Source organism: Paraburkholderia sp. BL25I1N1, assembly GCF_003002025.1.
In the GTDB taxonomy this organism is placed as follows: domain Bacteria; phylum Pseudomonadota; class Gammaproteobacteria; order Burkholderiales; family Burkholderiaceae; genus Paraburkholderia.
The window spans coordinates 66,594-84,635 of the sequence record NZ_PVZB01000030.1 but is presented as its reverse complement, the minus strand read 5'-3'; the positions used below and the strand labels follow the sequence as shown (position 1 = coordinate 84,635).

Below are 18,042 nucleotides of genomic sequence, written 5' to 3'. Positions count from 1 at the left end.
GTGAGACAACATGAACGCAATCGAGCGTTGCTGCATGAACGGCCGTGGAATGTCAAAACAGCTCATGTTTATTGGAGCATGGAAAGCGATGCTTTGTTTCTCTTTCTGCCGGATTCATTAAGGCCGCGCTTGGTCCCTTACATGTTGGGATAATTTGGCCCGCCGCCGCCTTCAGGAGTGACCCACACGATATTCTGCGTCGGATCCTTGATATCGCACGTCTTGCAGTGCACGCAATTCTGCGCGTTGATCACGAGCCGCTCGCTGCCATCGTCGCTCTTCACGAACTCATAGACCGCCGCCGGGCAATAACGCGACTCCGGACCAGCGTACGTCTGCCAGTTAATATTCACCGGCACGTTCGGATCTTTTAGCGTCAGATGCGCCGGCTGGTTTTCCTCATGATTCGTGTTCGAGATGAACACCGAAGACAGCCGGTCGAACGTGAGCTTGCCATCCGGCTTCGGATAGACGATCGGCTTGCATTGTGACGCGGGCTTAAGCATCTCGTGATCCGAATGCTGGTGATGCAGCGTCCACGGCACATTGCCGCCCAGCAGCTTCTGCTCGATACCCACCATCAGCGTGCCCAGGTACAGGCCCTTGCTCATCCACTGCTTGAAGTTGCGCGCGCGATGCAGTTCCGTATGCAGCCACGAGGTCCTGAAGCTCTCCGGATACGCCGTCAGTTCGTCGTTCTGGCGACCGGCCTGCACCGCGTTGAACGCGGCCTCGGCCGCCAGCATGCCGGTCTTGATCGCCGCGTGGCTGCCCTTGATCCGCGACGCGTTCAGGAAGCCCGCGTCGTCGCCCACCAGCGCGCCGCCCGGGAACACCAGCTTCGGCAGCGACATCAGGCCGCCCGCGGTAATCGCCCGTGCGCCATACGACACACGCTTGCCGCCTTCCAGCACCGCCCGGATCGCCGGATGCGTCTTGTAGCGCTGGAACTCCTCGAACGGCGACAGGTACGGATTCGTGTAGCCCAGGCCCACCACGAAGCCCACCACCACCTGGTTGTTGTCCATGTGATAGAGGAACGAGCCGCCGTAGGTGTCGTTCTCCAGTGGCCAGCCCGCGGTATGCATCACCAAGCCCGGCTTGTGCTTCGAGGGATCGATTTCCCACAGCTCCTTGATGCCGATCCCGTAGACCTGCGGATCGGCGCCTCCGCGCAGCTTGAATTTATCGTTCAGCTGGCGGCCTAGGTGCCCGCGAGCGCCTTCGCAGAACAGCGTGTATTTCGCATGCAGTTCCATGCCAAACTGGAAGTTCGCGGTCGGCTCGCCGTCCTTGCCGAGGCCCACGTTTCCCGTGACGACTCCCTTTACCGCGCCGCGCTCGTCGTACAGCACATCAGCCGCAGGAAAGCCCGGAAAGATCTCAACGCCCATGGCTTCGGCCTGCTGACCTAACCAGCGTGTGACGTTTGCCAGACTGATTACGTAGTTGCCGTGATTCTTGAAGTTATCGGGAAGTAGCCAGTTCGGCACTTGCCTGGCGTTCTCTCGGGTCAGAAAAAGAAAACGGTCTTCGGTTACGTTGACATTGAGCGGAGCGCCTTTCTCCTTCCAGTCGGGAATGAGTTCGGACAGGCCGCACGGGTCCATGACGGCGCCGGACAGGATATGTGCGCCGATTTCCGAACCCTTTTCTAGGACACAAACGCTTAGATTGACGTCCTCGGCGTTTGCCAGCTGTTTGAGACGGATTGCAGCCGAAAGACCCGCAGGACCTCCTCCCACAATTACGATGTCGTACTCCATTGATTCACGCATATCTACAGCACCGTCTTTCATGTATAGGTTTTTACAGAGAAAGTGAACACCCTCTATGGGAAAGCACAGCTGACTTGCGCACAACAAGCCATTTCACAATCAGCGACGCAGAAATTCGCCGATGGGGTATTCCAAGCCAGTCAAGCGTGCTCCCTGAACGCACCCAGTCTGCTAGTAATGCTCTTGTCGGGCGCCTTGAGATGAATCAATGAGAAAGCTCTTCAAGAGAGAGATTCTTTGTGCGCGGTCCGAGCAGCCCAACGATGAAGATAACGATTGTCATAGCGCCTGCGATGAAAGTGAACACGCCGACAACTCCAAAATTTCTAAGCATGGCAGCGATTATGAACGCAGTGAAGATCGCTGAAAAACGGCTCCACGAATAGACGAACCCAATAGCTTGAGCGCGGAAGCTTGTTGGAAAGAGTTCGGCTTGGTAAAGATGAAGACTGTATGACATGATGTTGTTCCCAAGCGTTAAGCAGACACCGAGGCTAATCAACAACACCGCACCTAGCGCCTGACTGAACCAGATTCCACAAATGATATTTGCTGCGGCAACGAACATGATGACGAATTTACGTTCGAAGCGGTCCGCGATAAAAAAACCTATGATTGGTCCAATCGGGGCAGCAATTGCAATGATGCTGGAGTAGGCAAGACTCGAAGTTACCGTGATTCCCTGTTTAACCAATAACGTCGGAACCCAATTCGTAAAACCATAGTAACCGACTGTCTGGAACAGATTGAATAACGACAGCATCAGCGTTCGGCGCCGGTACTTCCCGCTAAACATGTCAGCGAAACGACCTCGGGGAGGAGTCGGAGCAGCAGCCTCGGGTGGAGGCAGCGGACTCCCCAGATCTTTGGTCACCTTCGCTTCGAGGTCGCAGACCACGCGATTAGCTTCTTCAAACCGTCCTTTCTGTATAAGCCAACGCGGGCTTTCGGGCAATCCTCTTCGAATCCACCAGACAAACAGCGCTCCGTGCGCCCCAATCAGTACTACGATGCGCCAGCCGTCGAGTCCGAAAAACGAACGAGGGATGAGCAAATACGAAAGTAAGGCTACCACGGGGACAGACGTGAATCCGATCGCCTCCTGAAGGGCGAACGCACGCCCCCGGATATGTTTTGGTGCCAGCTCGCTGACATAGGTGCCAATAGTGACAAGCTCAACACCGATCCCGATGCCGGCCACGAAGCGCCACAGGTTTAGGCCATAAGCGGTTTCTTGGAATGCCATCACGGCATTCGCCGCGGTGTACCACAACAACGAATAAGTAAAAACGGTCCGGCGGCCGAATCGATCAGCGAGGAACCCGCAAGCTATCGTGCCGACGAACAGACCTGAAAAGAGCGCAGCGATGAAGCTTGCAACACCCGTAAACCCAAAGAAACTGTAAGTGGTCTCCGATAAAATGCCGCTTTTTACAAGACCCGGTCCAACGTATCCTGTGTAAAGAAGATCGTAAAGTTCAAAGAAGAATCCGAGACTCAATAGTACGATGAGTTTCCAGATGCTACGAGTAGCAGGTAACCTGTCGAGTCTTGCATAAAGGGAGCCTGCGTCGATCGCGACTTCTATGCTTCCGGACGCGTAAGCAGTCGTTCTTCCCATGGAGGTGCTTGAACTACCCATCTGATGTCTCCCTTTGATTGAACGCAACGCATTGATCGACTGGTGCGCGTGCGATGATCATGAAAAGGCCCCACGTCAACGTGGTGTAGGCATACAAATTGAAGAGAATAGATTCGCGCGCAACGGAGATACACAGGGGGTATGGAACCCGATGCTTTAACGTCGTCGTGGCTGTCTATAAGTTGTATTCGTCGAGCCGATGCCTAGTTCGCCATCGACCGAATCGAAAAATCCCGTCGGTGGGTGGTCACCATCCGAGGCTCGAATGATGACCACGAAAACGTCAAGAAAGCTTTACAGTGACGCATTTGAGATGCGTGTAGTGATGCAATGCCTCAATGCCTTTTTCACGCCCGTAGCCGCTCAGCTTGTAACCGCCAAGAGGCGTCTCTACGCCACCAGACATGTATTCATTGATGTAGATTTGGCCGGCTTCGATCTGAGCAGCGACACGATGCGCACGTGCCAGATCTTTGGTCCAGATTCCGGCCGCCAGGCCGAAATCGGTATCGTTTGCGATGCGGATCGCGTCCGACTCCTTATCGAACGGGATAACACATCCGACCGGACCGAATACTTCTTCTCTCGCGACTCGCATGTCATTGGACACGTCCGCGTAGAGTGTCGGAGTGACGAACCAGCCGCCGGGACTTCCGTACTCGCCTCGCTCCGGCAACTTCCCACCGAAAACGGTCACCGCTCCGTCAGCTTTGGCTACCTCGTAGTAGCTCTTCACCTTGTCGTACTGCGCTTGCGTCGTAACAGGTCCAAGATTCGCCGTCGTCGTGCAGCCAACTTCGAGGTGGGCCGCGGCCTCCCGGATCTGGTTGATGAACTCATCGTAGATGGAGCGCTGGACGAGGATTCGGGTTCCCGCCACACAGATCTGGCCGGAATTGACAGTGAAAGCACGCAATGCCCCGGGGACTGCTATAGCCAGATCGGCGTCCTCGAAAATGATGTTTGGCGATTTGCCCCCCAGTTCGAGCGTGAGCGGCAGCGCTCGCTCGGCGGCAAGACGAGAGACTTCTAAGCCGCCACGAACGGAGCCTGTAAAGGCGACTTTGCGAACAAGAGGGTGCTTCACGATTGCCGCCCCTGCTTCCGGACCTAGCCCCGTTACGACGTTGAACACTCCGGGCGGCAGGCCGCACTCTTCAACAGCGGCTCGAGCCATCCAAAGCAAAGTGGTAGAGGTTGCCTCTGACGGTTTGGCTACCACGGTATTGCCCGCAGCCAAAGCCGGTGCTCCGGCTCGTGCAGCCTGGTTCAATGGCGCATTCCACGGAAGTATTGTGCCCACCACACCGTATGGTTCGCGTCGGGTGTACGAATGATAGCCGTCGCCGAGATTGATGGTCTCGCCGTTGACGGCGTTGACGAGTCCGCCGTAGAACTCAAAGTATTGGATCGATGTCTCAATCTCCCCGGCAGCTTGTTCAAGTGCCTTTCCTGTTTCAGCGCGCTCCATCTCGATAAATTCTTGTCGGCGGCGCCGCAGCATGTCCGCAATGCTCATTAATACGCGGCCGCGCTGGAGGGGTCGACGCCCACGCCATTCTTCTAATGCATCCTGCGCCGCTTTCACTGCGAGGTCCACGTCGATCACGTTTCCGCGCGCTACGCGAGCGATCTTCTCACCCGTGGCCGGACTAACGACATCGAGGAACTGACCTCCCGCAGGGGCGACAGATTTTCCGTTGATGTAATGACGTTCTTCTCTCATGATGTTCACTTGTTTCTAGTGGATGATAACTTCGTGGTTGGCGGTCGCCTTCGCGTCTTCGATAACCATGTCAGCGGCCTTTTCGGCGATCATGATGGTGGGAGCGTTTGTGTTGCCGCTGATGAGATTCGGCATGATCGATGCGTCAACCACCCTGAGCTGGCCAATTCCGTGCACGCGAAGCCTCGCATCTACCACGGCATCATTCCCGCAGCCCATCTTGCAGGTTCCAACGGGGTGATAGATGGATTGACCGTTGTCTCTAATGAATTCGAGCATGTCTGCATCGGAGTCAACGCCGGGGCCCGGGAATTCTTCCTGAACAATCGCCTGAGCCAATCCACCTGTCGTCGCCAGGCGGCGCACCAACTTGAACGCGCGAATCATCGTCTCCTGGTCTTCTCTGGCCGAGAGGTAGTTCGCCCTGATGCGCGGCGCATCAGAAGGAACCGGCGATTTGAGCGAAACCGTTCCACGCGATGCAGGACGTACCTTCAGTGCGGCAATCTGGATCCCGGGAAAAGGATGCACTCGCAGTGCGCCACTTGCTTCGAACGTAAAACTCCACGGTCGGAAGCTGATTTGAACATCTGGACGGGGATCACCAGGGGATGTAGCGACAAACGCTTGCGCATGCGACGTACCCATGGACAACGGGCCACCTCGATCCAGGAGATACCGCGCGCCGTGCAAGTATTTCTTCCATCCTCGAATTGCCGGATTCATTGAATAGCCGCGCTTGACTTCGAAGACTGTGTTGACCGCATAATGATCCTGCAGGTTTTGGCCAACCCCGGACAATTCATGAACAGGTCGGATGCCAACGTCGGCGAGTTCCTTCGTCCGACCGACTCCAGAGAGCATCAAAATCTGCGGGGTGCCTATCACGCCAGCTGAGAGAATCACCTCGCGGCGGGCTCGGACATTCTGAACGACGCCATCGCGCTCGTAAATTACTCCCTTCGCGACGCGATTCTCTATCACGACTCGATGGACAAGCGCATTGCCCCTAACGGCTAGATTTGCGCGCGACCGGACGGGATGTAGATAGGCCCGCGCAACGGAGCTCCGTACGCCGTCGCCGATTGTGTGCTGACAGTATCCGGCCCCATCGATTTTCTCCCCTGCAAAGTCCGCATTGGTCGCAATGCCCGCAGTGGCTGCCGTTTCGATGAAGGTTTGGGTAATCGGATGCTGATGCCGACCTAACGAGACGCGAAGAGGGCCCTGATCGCCTCGCCACGCGTCGGCGCCGCGGTCATTCTTCTCCGCTCTCCTGAAGTACGGCAGAACGTCGTCGTATCCCCAACCGGGGTTGCCGGCGCGCGCCCAGTCGTCATAATCTTGCCGGTCACCGCGCATATAGAGCATGCCGTTGATCGCGCTCGAACCGCCCACGACCTTTCCTCGGGGGAAGTAGACCGACCTGCCGCCCAGGCTGTTCTCAGGTTCCGTGGAATAACACCAGTTGAAGTCTTTGTTGTGGAAGAGAAACGGGACGCCGGCGGGTGTGCGGATCCAGAACGTCTCGATATCCGGCCCAGCTTCGAGGAGCAGAACGGTACAAGTAGGGTCCTCGGTTAGCGCGCGCGCCAGGACGCAGCCTGCTGAGCCGGCGCCTACGACAACATAGTCAAATGTCTCTGCCTGCTTCGCCTCACGCGGAGATGTGCTTTGTTTCATGATCTAATGACTCTCACAGAGGAGAGTTCCAGTCGCCACTGATTCTGGAACATTGACGTAACACCGGCAGCGAACGCGGATCTGCGCCGCGCTACCCGGCTCGGGCGCCCACCGGCATATTGAGACGAGGGGCGGAAGTTCAGGCACACCTGAGGTAATTTCACCGGATGAGCATGGTGGGTAGTCCTTCAGGACCGGGATCGCGGTCATTTGACAGACCGGCTGCATCGAACGTCATGCTCGTCTCCTATCGTTTATGATTGGCCGCTTGAATCTCTCAATCCATCTGCGTCTGGAATGATGTCGGCGCTCAAGTGCGAACGATGTTATCGAACCATCGACTCCTGACCGTCGGCGCGACAGATTTCCGTTATCGTCAAACCGTTCTGAAGCTTTCGTGAGGGAAAAACGTCCGGAAGCCTTCGGTCATGAATTGGGATTACTCGACGTCGTTCACCGTTAGTCGTGCGCACCATTGTTGCCGAAGTCTCAATCAGCCGTGTCTGGCTTCCTGTTGCCAAGCCTACTGGAACGTAGGGACCTGTTTCGACTTGGTCGGGATGCTCGCAGCCAAGGTTTTCGTAGACGTAAACGAGGTCTCCCGCCAAAATCCAACCGTCTTGAGATTCCTGTGAAAGGTCGTTGCGGACATGAATCCACATTGATCCATATGTGTGTGTGTCAAACGCTGCATGAACATCAATGCCAGGGATTACATCTGAAGCGTCGCCGTCGAGGTAATGCAGTCGGCCCTCACAAGCCGCACGAACAGCATTCAAAATGTCACCCGGATCGGTGGCGCCATTGAGTGCTTTAAATTCTTCTGGCAACGTCATCGCGCGGATCCACTCTGAGATCTCTCTTTGCTGGATGTAAAAATGCGCGTTTGGAAAGTCTTGCAGATTGCCCATGTGATCGAAGTGGGCGTGGGTCAGAAAGATGGTGTTGATTTGGCTGGGCGTTAAGCCGAACGGTTCCAACACGTCGCGAGGAGAGTGCCAATTTGAAATTCCAAACTTCTTCCCAAGCACTCCGCCGTAATCCGCATGGTTATAACCGACATCGACCATGCTTATGTGCTCATCGCTCTTTATCAGGACATAGCAAAAAGGTAGTCGTACCGAGCCTTCATAGGCCCCATACTGCAATGCCCCGCGAGCATACTGATCAAGCTGCGCATACTCCAATACCCAGATTGAATACTTTGACATCTGCTGTCTCCCAGGTTCTTTTGTTAAGAAACGTTCCGTGCCTACGATTCGGCCGTTGCGACGGCTTTTTGTTCAGACACACAGAGGCATAAGCGGGCGCAACTGCAGCCTTCATAAAAATCCACAGCATTCAGTCCAAATTTGAAATCGCAGGTCGCGCGAAACTTGGCGTGCAACGAAACGATCTCTCTGCGCAGCGCGTCCACCTCGGCCGCCTCGATTCGCACCTGTAGCGTAAGGGCTCGAATCTTGGGCGCAACGCGCACGCAGGAACGGTGAATTTCCTGCATCCGGTGGAGATGCACGTTAGGAATTTCGTTACTCAAGGTAAGCAGGCGCTCTGATAGCTGTTGCATCGAGGAGCAGAGCGTGCCCGCTAGCATCTCTGTTGCATGAGGCTCCAAACGAGAGGCCGTTGCGAGGAGCAGCGCAGACAAGCGAGCGAGAATGTCATTTAACTCAGAATGGCAAGGAGTAATCCTCTCGAGATATTTCAGGAGTCCGTCGTTTCGGGTTAGCCGATTCGGAGCGCACGTTCGTAACACCGCCTCGAAATCTGTCGAGGACTCGCTGTCGTGCAAAGGGTTCATGTAGCCTCCCTCGGTTCGGATGGCCTATTTCAGAACACGATCAGATCGCGCAAACCGTGCCCTGCGGCGAGCCTGTCGAATCCCTCATTAATCTCGTCCAGTGACAGTCGCTGTCCAATCAATTTGTCAACTGGTAGCTTGCCAGCCGCATAAAGTCGTATGTAGCGGGGAACATCCCTCGCTGGAATGCATGATCCGATGTAGCTGCCCTTCACCGTTCTCTCCTCCGCCGTCAGGCTGACCTGCTGGAGGTTCCAGCGGGAGTCGGGGTGGGGAAGACCTGCCGTTACCGTGGTGCCACCTCTGCGGGTGGCGCCATATGCGAATTCCATTGCTTGAACTGATCCGGCAAACTCGAAGGCGTAGTCGACACCGCCCTTGGTTAGCTCCCGAATCTTTGCGATGGCGTCCTTGTCCTGTGCATTGAATGTATGAGTAGCGCCGAGGGCGCGTGCGACTTCGAGCTTGTCGTCGTGAACATCGACCGCGATGATTGGCTCAGCACCGGCCGCCGCCGCGCCGAGAAGGGCGCTCAGGCCGACGCCACCCATACCAATAATAAGGGCCGAACAGCCAGCCTTAAGTTGTGCGGTGTTAATCACAGCACCAACCCCGGTCAGAACTGCGCATCCGAAAACGGCAGCTAGCACAGGTTCGATATTGTCGCCAACTGGAACGCAGGATCGACGGGAAACTACCGCATATTCAGCGAAAGCCGATACGCCGCTATGGTGGTGCACTGGAGCCCCATTTTCTCTCAGCTTGATATCGCCGCCGAGAAGCGTACCTTTGCCATTAGCTAGGGCTCCAGGCTCGCACAGCGCAGGACGGCCTTCCATGCAAGGGACGCAATGGCCACAACTGGGGACGAACACCAACGCGACGGTTTGTCCTGGCTTGAGATCAACCACGCCGGCGCCAATTTCGACAACTTCCGCGCTTGCCTCGTGACCCAGTGCCATCGGGACCGGACGTGGACGCACACCACTAATGGTCGAAAGGTCGGAATGGCAAAGTCCGGCAGCAATCAGGCGCACGAGAACCTCCCCGGGGCCCGGAGGTGCAAGCTCCAAATCGGTGATTTTCAGGGGCTTGGTCTCCGAAAATGGACCTTCTTGTCCGGCCTCATAGAGCACTGCGGCACGCGTTCTCAAGATGCGTCTCCTATCCTTTGGTCTTGTCCACAAGCCGGCATGAGCTTACGGAGGCTGCGATTACGAATGGTTCTACGGACCAGTCGCCCTCTAACAGAATGGGTTCCCTAGTACGCTGTATTCATCCATTGAGACCATCGTATTCGAATAGGCACACGTGTGCAATGAGGTTAATTACTGAGATCGGGTGACCTGATCAGATAGTTGATGGTCTTTCCGGCGTACCTTTCCCATTGTTCTAGCGACCTTGCCAGATTCACTGTGTCACAGCGCTACGCCGCCACCGCGCGCCGAGCCTCCAAAGTCAAACGAGCGGCAATATGCCTTAGACGCCTTGAAATAGGGTTTGAAAGGGGCGCTGCCGGAGACCCGCTTACATCAGACCAGCCGGGCCGGGAGGACCGACAAAGGAGCGTCGGGCAGCGGTGCGGGATTGCGGGCCGCCGGGGCGAGAGTCCGTGGCGTCCAGGCTTCGTCGGACCCGACGTCCAACCTTGACGCGCGTCAAGAAACAGTGCGGCGTTGACCAAACTCCGGCCGCCTTGCCACGGCTTGCAGATCGCAAAACGCTATCGCGGGCAGCCAGACGAAACGGATTCGGAAATCATCTTAGATGTGATTTCACACGTGTGCAAAGCGTGCTAGGATAGTTTAAAAATGGAGACAGGAGAAACCAAGTTGGCTTACATCCCCAAACGATCGTACCTGTTTGTGCCAGGGCATCGCCCCGAACTTATTGCGAAGGCAAAAGGCAAGGGGGCGCATGCGGTAGTCGTCGACTTGGAAGACGCTGTCGGCCCCGATGCAAAGGCTGATGCGCGAGAATCCCTGCGCGGATGGCTAAAGAGCGGTCGTGAGATCTACGTCCGCATCAATAGCTCTGGGACGAGTCACTTCGAAGCCGACCTGACTCTTGTGGGGTCGCCGGGTGTTTGCGGTGTCATATTGCCTAAATGTGAGCGTTCCGAAGAGGTCGAGCGCGTCCGTTCGGCAGGAGCTTCGTGTGTCATCCCGTTGGTCGAGACGGCACGAGGGTTTCGGAATGTAGAAGCTCTCTGCCAAACCGAGAGCGTCCAGCGCATCTTGTTCGGAACCATCGATTTTCAAGTCGACCTCGGCATAGTTGGCGACGGCGACGAATTGCTGTATTTCCGTTCGCATATCGTGCTTGTGTCGAAGTTGTACGGGTTGCAGGCGCCAATCGATGGCGTTTGCACCGCCATCGGCGACGAGAACCGTTTGCGGGACGAGACTGAACGCGGCAAGCGCCTTGGGTTCGGAGCGAAGGCATGTATCCATCCCTCGCAAGTGGAAGTAGTCAATCGCGCCTTTCGTCCTACCGCGGACCAGATCACATGGGCACACCGTGTATTAGCTGCATTCTCCGAGAGCGGGGGCGGGGCGGTCTCAGTCGATGGCCAGATGATTGACGTGCCGGTCGTATTGCAGGCTCGGGAGATTCTTTCTTCTGCAGGCGAACCTGTGTCATAGCCGTGGTTTGGAAGCGAGCAGGGCTGTCTCTTCGACAAAAACGCGTGGACTGCCGTAGCAAGATTTAAGAGATAAAACATGGAGACTTTGATGGTGCAGCAATTCAATGACCTCTTTGCATCGCCAGAGCAGCTTTCGCGCATTCTTAGCGCGATGGGACTGGTGGACAGGGACGAAACCCCGCAACTCACTCCCCTGACCGGGGGCGTATCCTCGGGAATCATGCGGGTGGACGTCCGCAAAGGTAGCTTCTGCGTTAAGCAGGCACTTCCACAGCTGAAAGTTGAGAAACTGTGGGAGGTTCCGCTGGAGCGCGCCTTTTACGAGGTCGAGTGGCTACGAACGGTCGCAAAGATCAGGCCGGGCAGCGTTCCGAAAGTTATCGGAGAAGACCGTGAGACTGCTAGTTTCGTAATGGAGTATTTCGACAAAGGGTATGTCAACTGGAAGTCGGATTTGCTAGACGGAAAGATTGACGTCAATGCCGCCAGTCAGGTTGGCGACATCCTTGGTCTGATCCACGAGCGCACGGCCAATGACCCAGAGATAGCGAGACGGTTTGCCACTGACGACAACTTCTATGCGATACGGTTAGAACCGTATCTTGTTGAGGCGGCGCGAATCCATAAAGAGGTGCAACCACAGCTGGAGGCGCTGGTTCGCCGAACGCGGGACCATCGGGTTGCACTGGTACACGGAGATGTTAGCCCGAAAAATGTTCTGCTTGGCCCGAATGGGCCCGTTCTTCTCGATGCTGAGTGCGCATGGTATGGCGACCCGGCCTTCGACTTGGCGTTTGTCTTAAATCACCTCCTGATCAAGGCGTGGAGAGATCCAAAGAATGCGTCAGCCCTATTGGCGAGCTTCGATGCGCTAAGTCGTTCCTATTTTGGACATATCACGTTCGAATCGCCCTTGGACCTTGAGTGGCGTGCCGTGACGTTGTTGCCAGCCTTGACGCTTGCCAGGATCGATGGAAAATCGCCCGTCGAATACCTTAAAGCGACCGAGCAGCAGCAGTTGCGAGAGGTCGCGCTGGCGTTGATCAAGAAGCCGCTGAAGACTTTAGATAAACTGAATTCTTTCTGGAAGAACTGCTTGGAGCACTACTATGGCACGAATTGAAAAGGTTATCGCTCGACGGGTATGGGACTCACGTGGGCGGCCCACGGTTGAGGTCGAGATCGGGACAAGCTCTGGAGCTTGGGGCCGCGGTATTGCGCCGGCCGGAGCATCGCGTGGATCCGCGGAGGCAATTGATTTACGGGACGGCGGCGGGCGGTTTGGCGGAATGGATGTACAGCAGGCGTTAAGGGGCATCCGCGAAGAGATTGCCCCGCGTCTGCTGGGGTTCGACGTTTCAGACCAGGAAGGGATTGACGCCGCCCTCATCGAGTTGGATGGATCTCCCAATAAGGCGCGTCTAGGCGGAAACGCCACCATCGCTACCTCTCTGGCGGCACTCCAGGCTGCGGCGGCGAGCCATCAAATGCCATTGTGGCGATATTTGGCAGGCGATAAGTCTGTATCTTTGCCGATTCCGCAGATCCAGATTTTCGGTGGCGGCGCTCATGCAGGACGTCGTGTCGACATCCAGGATTTCATGGTGATTGCGACAGGCGCAAAAAGCTTCCAGCAAGCGCTCGAGATGACGGCGGAGGTATATGTTGCGGCAGGCAAGTTAATGGCCTCGCGCAGCGGGCTTATGGGTGTGGCAGACGAGGGAGGATGGTGGCCGAATTTTTCGTCGAACGAAGAGGCGCTCGACGTATTGGTCCAAGCCATCGAGGCCGCAGGCTACGCGTCCGGAAAGGAAGTTGCCATTGCTCTGGATATTGCTGCGTCAGAGTTCGGTCGGGAGGGCAGCTATCGCCTGGCGCTAGACGACCGCACGATGAGCTCCCAATCATGGACAGACGTGCTCCTAGGGTGGCTGGACAAATATCCGATCGTTTCCATCGAGGATCCCCTGGCCGAAGATGACGAGGCTGGACTGATAGAGTTCACGCGCTCGGCAGGCAAGAATGTACAGATCGTGGGAGACGACTATCTGGTCACCAACGCTACACGCGTAGAACATGCCGCAGACGTTGACGCCTGCAACGCAGTGCTGATAAAGCCGAATCAAGCGGGTACTGTTACCGAGACGCGTGCGGCACTGCTTGCGGCGCAAGCGCGGGGCTTTGCGACCATTGTGTCCGCTCGTTCAGGCGAAACGGAGGATACGGCTATCGTGCATCTGGCCACAGGATGGAATGCGGGCCAATTGAAGGTTGGTTCATTCGCCCGCTCCGAGCGAATGGCTAAATGGAACGAGGCGATCCGTCTCGAGGACAGCGGTCTGGTGAGCGGTGGATTCGTCGGTCGGGCAGCGCTGGCCGGATCGCGATAAGGAGATACTAGTTTATGAAAGTCATTGTTTCGGTGAAGCGTGTCGTCGACTTCAACGTGAAGGTCGGCGTAAAATCTGACCACTCCGGCGTGGACATTGCGAACGTCAAGATGTCTATGAACCCTTTCGACGAGATCGCCGTGGAAGAAGCCACTCGTCTGAAAGAAAATGGACTTGCTTCCGAGGTGATAGCTGTCTCCTGCGGTTCGCGCCAGTGCCAAGAAACCCTCCGGGCGGCCCTAGCAATTGGCGCTGATCGCGCAATCCTCGTAGAAACAAACGAGGAGCTTCAGCCTCTCGCAGTCGCTAAGCTCCTTAAGGCAATTGTCGAGAAGGAGCAGCCTCAACTCATCATTCTTGGTAAGCAGGCAATCGACGACGATTCGAATCAAACGGGGCAGATGCTTGCCAGTCTGACCGACTTGCCGCAGGCAACGTTCGCGTCAAAGCTTGACATCAGCGAAGGCCGAGCGACGGTTACACGAGAGGTCGACGGCGGTCTTCAAACCGTAAGCCTGGTTCTTCCGGCGATTGTCACGACCGACCTGCGCCTAAACGAACCGCGCTATGTGACTCTTCCAAGCATCATGAAAGCGAAGAAGAAGCCGCTCGAAATCGTGAGTCCGGAAGACCTGTCTGTAGACGTCTCGCCTCGTCTGAAAACGTTGAAAGTTAGCGAGCCGCCCACGCGCAGCGCCGGCATTGTTGTACAAGATGCCGCCACGCTGATCGAGAAGCTTAAGAACGAAGCCAAGGTCATCTGAGAGTAACGTTATGAGTATCCTAGTCATTGCAGATCACGACGGTGTTGGTATCAAGTCAGTCACACTCAGCGCCGTAGCGGCGGCTGCGAATTTCAACGTGGATGTCCACGTCCTGGTGGTGGGCTTTAATGCTGGAACTGTGGCTGCATCAGCCGCAAAGATCACAGGTGTAAGTAAAGTTCTGCACGCCGATGGAGATAGTTTGTCTCACGGCCTGGCCGAAAACGTGGCATCACAAGTTCTCGCGGTCGCCGCAGACCCTGCGTACACCCACTTTGTTTTTCCTGCGACGGCTAATGGGAAGAATGTGGCTCCTCGTGTCGCCGCCAAGCTGGATGTCGCGCAGGTCAGCGAAATTATCAGAGTTGTGAGCGATGATACATTCGAGCGCCCCATCTATGCCGGCAACGCTATTGCGACCGTGCAAAGTGTCGATGCTCGCAAGGTGATCACCGTCCGGACATCCGCTTTCGACCCAGTCCCGGCTCACGGTGGCAGTGCCACAGTCGAGCTTATTGAGGCGGTCGCTGGCGACGGCAGAACTCAGTTCGTTAAAGAGGAGAGTACTAAGAGCGATAGACCGGATCTTGCGTCGGCCAAGATTATCGTTTCTGGTGGACGAGCGCTCGGCAGTAGTGACAAGTTCAACGAAGTCCTCGCACCGCTAGCGGACAAGCTGGGTGCTGCACTTGGCGCCAGCCGCGCGGCGGTCGACGCAGGCTATGCGCCAAATGACTCGCAGGTCGGACAGACAGGTAAGATTGTCGCGCCCCAGCTTTACATCGCAGTTGGCATCTCTGGAGCAATCCAGCATCTTGCTGGCATGAAAGATTCGAAGGTCATCGTGGCCATCAACAAAGATCCGGAAGCACCAATCTTCAGCGTGGCCGACTACGGACTTGTCGGCGATCTGTTCGCCATTGTGCCTGAGTTAGTTGACGCCCTTGACGGCGTTACAGTGTAGAAGGCACCGATCTCACAAGGACAGAAGGGCGATAAAAGCGCGTCGTCCTGTCCTTGCTTTCGTCGGGCCTATGATGTCGTCAGGTTTGGCTCCTCAGAATATCACCGCGGACTGGCCCGGTGCTAGTGCCCTGAGTTAGAAATTCGCATACAAGGTATGCGCCATGTTGTCCATCGACACGTCGTCAAGATAATCCTCTGCGGATCGCGCGAAGTGATCGAATTTGCGGTGGCTCAAGCTGCGCGATGGCGATTGCAGCAAGCCACGACAGCTGCACCGGCATCGAGTTGAGGGAGAGACCCATGGAAAAAGCGGAGAAGTCCTTGCGTACGCTCGTCGAAAAATGGTTTGCGCCAACGCCGGCGGTGCCGGTTCGCATAACCCGATTCAGTCGGACAAGCTCGAGTCCGAGAGGGTATATCTGCGTCGAGGCATCGAGACCTGCAGGTTCGTTTGCAATTTTCTTCTTCCGCCACCATGACGGCGCCTGGTGCGTGTTCCCGCCTGAGGCCAAGCGTCCGGCAATGAGTGTTTCCTAGGAGTGCAGCCCAATTGGGCCATCTGCGGATTGATCTGACGTCGCAGCGAATCTTGTGCGGCCGCCGTTTCACCCTTACGCGACGATCATAAAGCGTCTCCGAGGCTACTTCCACGGCGGCCTGTCGCCGGCTGAGGCCGCAGATGCATGTTTCGGAGGGAACCACTGAAATGTCTCCGGTTATCGCGTCCTCGTTGAACAAGGATGGTTATGCAAAGCCAAAACAGCGATCGGGCAAATTCAGCGAATTTCTAACTCATTTCACTAGCCGATCGATACAGCATGCGGGAAACGTTAAAATTTTCTCGATATGCTTCACAGAACGTTTTCTTCTTCCCATGGCATATGGGGTGGAACGGATCTCTGCCTCTGCGTCCGCTCAAGCTGAAATTTTCCGCCGTCCGAATGGCGTCTCAGGAAGTCCAGCGGGAGCGTTAGCCGTGGGCGCTCAGCAGTCGCGAAGCGCGGCCACCCCTTCGTCCGCGCTGGGTCTGCATGGTCTGCATTCATTCGTTCGCATTTCTTCTTATCTCGTCCTGATCATTCAAATCTATAAGCGAGCGGACGCCGGCTTTGACCTGCTCGCGAGCAGCTATATTGAAGGATGGCTTTGCGGCGCGTATTGCACGTAGCGCTTAATAGGCGGAGCGCAGAAGCGTCAGGGAAAGCTCTATTGCACACGTGTTAAATATCTCATAGCATGGATTGTCGACTCGGGCTTACCGGGTCTACATGTCTCAGGCAAGCCTCTCGCTGACCGGAGCGGAAGGAGTCGGCCGCTAAGCTCAACCTTTCCGATCGGCGCTGCGTGATGCGGTGCTGCAATGAATGTCAAAACAACAGTTCGGAGACAACACGTGGAACATCAAATTTCTCGCCGCTCGTTTATACGCTTGGCAAGCGGCGCAGTTCTGGCGACTTCTCCTTTAATTGGTCGCGCTCAGTCTGGGAGTATCAAGGTCGGCATGTCATGCATAACCAGCGGTCCCGTCGCCTTGACCGGTACTAGCAGCGTTGCCGCCGTGAAGTTCCTTTTCGACAAAGTTAATGCATCTGGCGGGATCAATGGCCGGAAGCTGGAACTGCTTGTTCGTGACTCGCGTGCGTTGCCCGAGGAGGCGGTGAAGAATGTTCGCAATCTGATGAACTCGGACGGATGCCGGATTATTATCGCGGCTGAAACCTCGGCAGGCGCAGCCGCTGTCAACGAAGTGGCTCGAACCAGCGATGTCCTTTTCTTTCACACGGCCGCGGAGTATTCGGCTTTAACCGCAGATCCCAAACAGCGATCCCCACACGTGTTTCGTACTTCACGACAGGGTGTGCATGACGCGGCGGGCGGAGCATTGTGGTTCACCCGCTTAGCAAAAGAGCGATCTTATGGGAGATTGGCGACCTGCTCGCCCGACTATCAGTACGGGCGTGACGTGACACAGCTGTTCGTTGACAACTGCAAACGTTTCGGCAGCAGCCTGAACGTTGTCAGTCAAAGTTGGCCCAAGCTCGGCGCCTCCGATTACACGGAGGTTGTCACAAAGATGCTTTCCTCGAAAGCCGACGTCATATATTCCCTATGCTTCAGCGGAGATCTTCTCTCGCTGATGGAGCAAGGGAATCTTTATGGGTTGTTCAGTAATCGGGCCGTGTTCATGCCGGATCTCTCCGAATATGGCGTGATCGACAAAGTCAAGCAGATTCCCCCGGTTGCATACACGGGCAGTCGTTACAGTATGGTCTATCCGCCTACTGCAGAAAATCGAGCGTGGCACGACGCAATCGTGAAGACAAGTGGCGGAATCAGGCCGACTACCTGGTCATGGCAAGCTGCGTTGGCGGCCCAACTTGCGGTGAATGCATTGACTGCAACCGGCGGCGAACTGCGGGTCGACAAAATGGCTCAGGCCATTCGTGGCTCGACCGTGCAAGTACCGTACGGGCTCGACGGCAAAGTGACCATGCGTGCGGCCGATAACGCAGTGATTCGATATCCATTGGGATTTGGAATGGCCCAATCGGCCGAACCGTTCGTGAAAAGTTTCGAGTCGGTTAATTGGGACCAAGTTCTGGAATCCGAAACAGCGTGGCTGAAGCGTAGTAACTACGTTTAAT

The 18,042-nt window shown here is 56.1% G+C and carries 15 protein-coding genes; 7 read left to right on the top strand and 8 right to left on the bottom strand.

Annotated elements, in window-relative coordinates:
* Positions 1 to 137: 137 nt before the first annotated feature.
* From B0G73_RS33465 to B0G73_RS33435, 7 genes are all read right to left on the bottom strand, one after another.
* Positions 138 to 1,799 carry an electron transfer flavoprotein-ubiquinone oxidoreductase gene (locus tag B0G73_RS33465; RefSeq protein ID WP_106285411.1) on the bottom strand — a complete coding sequence of 554 codons (1,662 nt, stop codon included), beginning with the start codon at positions 1,797 to 1,799 and terminating at the stop codon, positions 138 to 140.
* A 184-nt stretch (positions 1,800 to 1,983) separates the two neighbouring features.
* Entirely contained in the window at positions 1,984 to 3,420 is a 1,437-nt protein-coding gene (locus B0G73_RS33460; RefSeq protein WP_106285410.1) for an MFS transporter, read from the bottom strand.
* A 283-nt stretch (positions 3,421 to 3,703) separates the two neighbouring features.
* The gene (locus B0G73_RS33455; RefSeq protein ID WP_106285409.1) at positions 3,704 to 5,146 is read right to left on the bottom strand and encodes an aldehyde dehydrogenase; all 1,443 of its coding nucleotides are present in this window, start codon (positions 5,144 to 5,146) and stop codon (positions 3,704 to 3,706) included.
* Between the two features lie 15 nt (positions 5,147 to 5,161).
* Positions 5,162 to 6,829, bottom strand: coding sequence for a GMC family oxidoreductase (locus B0G73_RS33450; protein WP_106285408.1), 1,668 nt, complete (start codon positions 6,827 to 6,829; stop codon positions 5,162 to 5,164).
* A 326-nt stretch (positions 6,830 to 7,155) separates the two neighbouring features.
* A complete protein-coding gene (locus B0G73_RS33445; RefSeq protein ID WP_106285407.1) occupies positions 7,156 to 8,040 on the bottom strand; it encodes an N-acyl homoserine lactonase family protein in 885 nt (294 codons plus the stop codon).
* Between the two features lie 41 nt (positions 8,041 to 8,081).
* A complete protein-coding gene (locus tag B0G73_RS33440; RefSeq protein ID WP_106285406.1) occupies positions 8,082 to 8,630 on the bottom strand; it encodes a hypothetical protein in 549 nt (182 codons plus the stop codon).
* 29 nt (positions 8,631 to 8,659) lie between these two features.
* Entirely contained in the window at positions 8,660 to 9,784 is a 1,125-nt protein-coding gene (locus tag B0G73_RS33435) for a zinc-dependent alcohol dehydrogenase family protein (protein WP_106285405.1), read from the bottom strand.
* Positions 9,785 to 10,441: 657 nt separating this feature from the next.
* Here B0G73_RS33435 and B0G73_RS33430 point away from each other — a divergent pair.
* From B0G73_RS33430 to B0G73_RS33410, 5 genes are all read left to right on the top strand, one after another.
* Positions 10,442 to 11,275: a CoA ester lyase gene (locus tag B0G73_RS33430; RefSeq protein WP_106285404.1), complete on the top strand. Its 834-nt coding sequence runs from the start codon at positions 10,442 to 10,444 to the stop codon at positions 11,273 to 11,275.
* Positions 11,276 to 11,353: 78 nt separating this feature from the next.
* Positions 11,354 to 12,400, top strand: coding sequence for a phosphotransferase (locus tag B0G73_RS33425; protein WP_106285403.1), 1,047 nt, complete (start codon positions 11,354 to 11,356; stop codon positions 12,398 to 12,400).
* The gene (gene eno, locus B0G73_RS33420; RefSeq protein ID WP_106285402.1) at positions 12,387 to 13,667 is read left to right on the top strand and encodes a phosphopyruvate hydratase; all 1,281 of its coding nucleotides are present in this window, start codon (positions 12,387 to 12,389) and stop codon (positions 13,665 to 13,667) included. The genes B0G73_RS33425 and eno overlap by 14 nt, the downstream gene beginning before the upstream one ends.
* 14 nt (positions 13,668 to 13,681) lie before the next feature.
* Positions 13,682 to 14,431, top strand: coding sequence for an electron transfer flavoprotein subunit beta/FixA family protein (locus tag B0G73_RS33415; protein ID WP_106285401.1), 750 nt, complete (start codon positions 13,682 to 13,684; stop codon positions 14,429 to 14,431).
* Between the two features lie 10 nt (positions 14,432 to 14,441).
* Positions 14,442 to 15,395: an electron transfer flavoprotein subunit alpha/FixB family protein gene (locus B0G73_RS33410; protein ID WP_106285400.1), complete on the top strand. Its 954-nt coding sequence runs from the start codon at positions 14,442 to 14,444 to the stop codon at positions 15,393 to 15,395.
* Between the two features lie 184 nt (positions 15,396 to 15,579).
* Here B0G73_RS33410 and B0G73_RS40735 read toward each other — a convergent pair whose 3' ends face one another.
* Positions 15,580 to 15,774 (bottom strand): hypothetical protein, encoded by a 195-nt coding sequence (locus tag B0G73_RS40735; protein WP_181196697.1) that lies wholly within the window; start codon positions 15,772 to 15,774, stop codon positions 15,580 to 15,582.
* Positions 15,775 to 16,103: 329 nt separating this feature from the next.
* Between B0G73_RS40735 and B0G73_RS40235 the strand changes: the two genes are divergently transcribed.
* Positions 16,104 to 16,565: a hypothetical protein gene (locus B0G73_RS40235; RefSeq protein ID WP_146144264.1), complete on the top strand. Its 462-nt coding sequence runs from the start codon at positions 16,104 to 16,106 to the stop codon at positions 16,563 to 16,565.
* 225 nt (positions 16,566 to 16,790) lie between these two features.
* Positions 16,791 to 18,041: an ABC transporter substrate-binding protein gene (locus B0G73_RS33395; protein WP_181196696.1), complete on the top strand. Its 1,251-nt coding sequence runs from the start codon at positions 16,791 to 16,793 to the stop codon at positions 18,039 to 18,041.
* The last annotated feature ends 1 nt before the right edge of the window (position 18,042 follow it).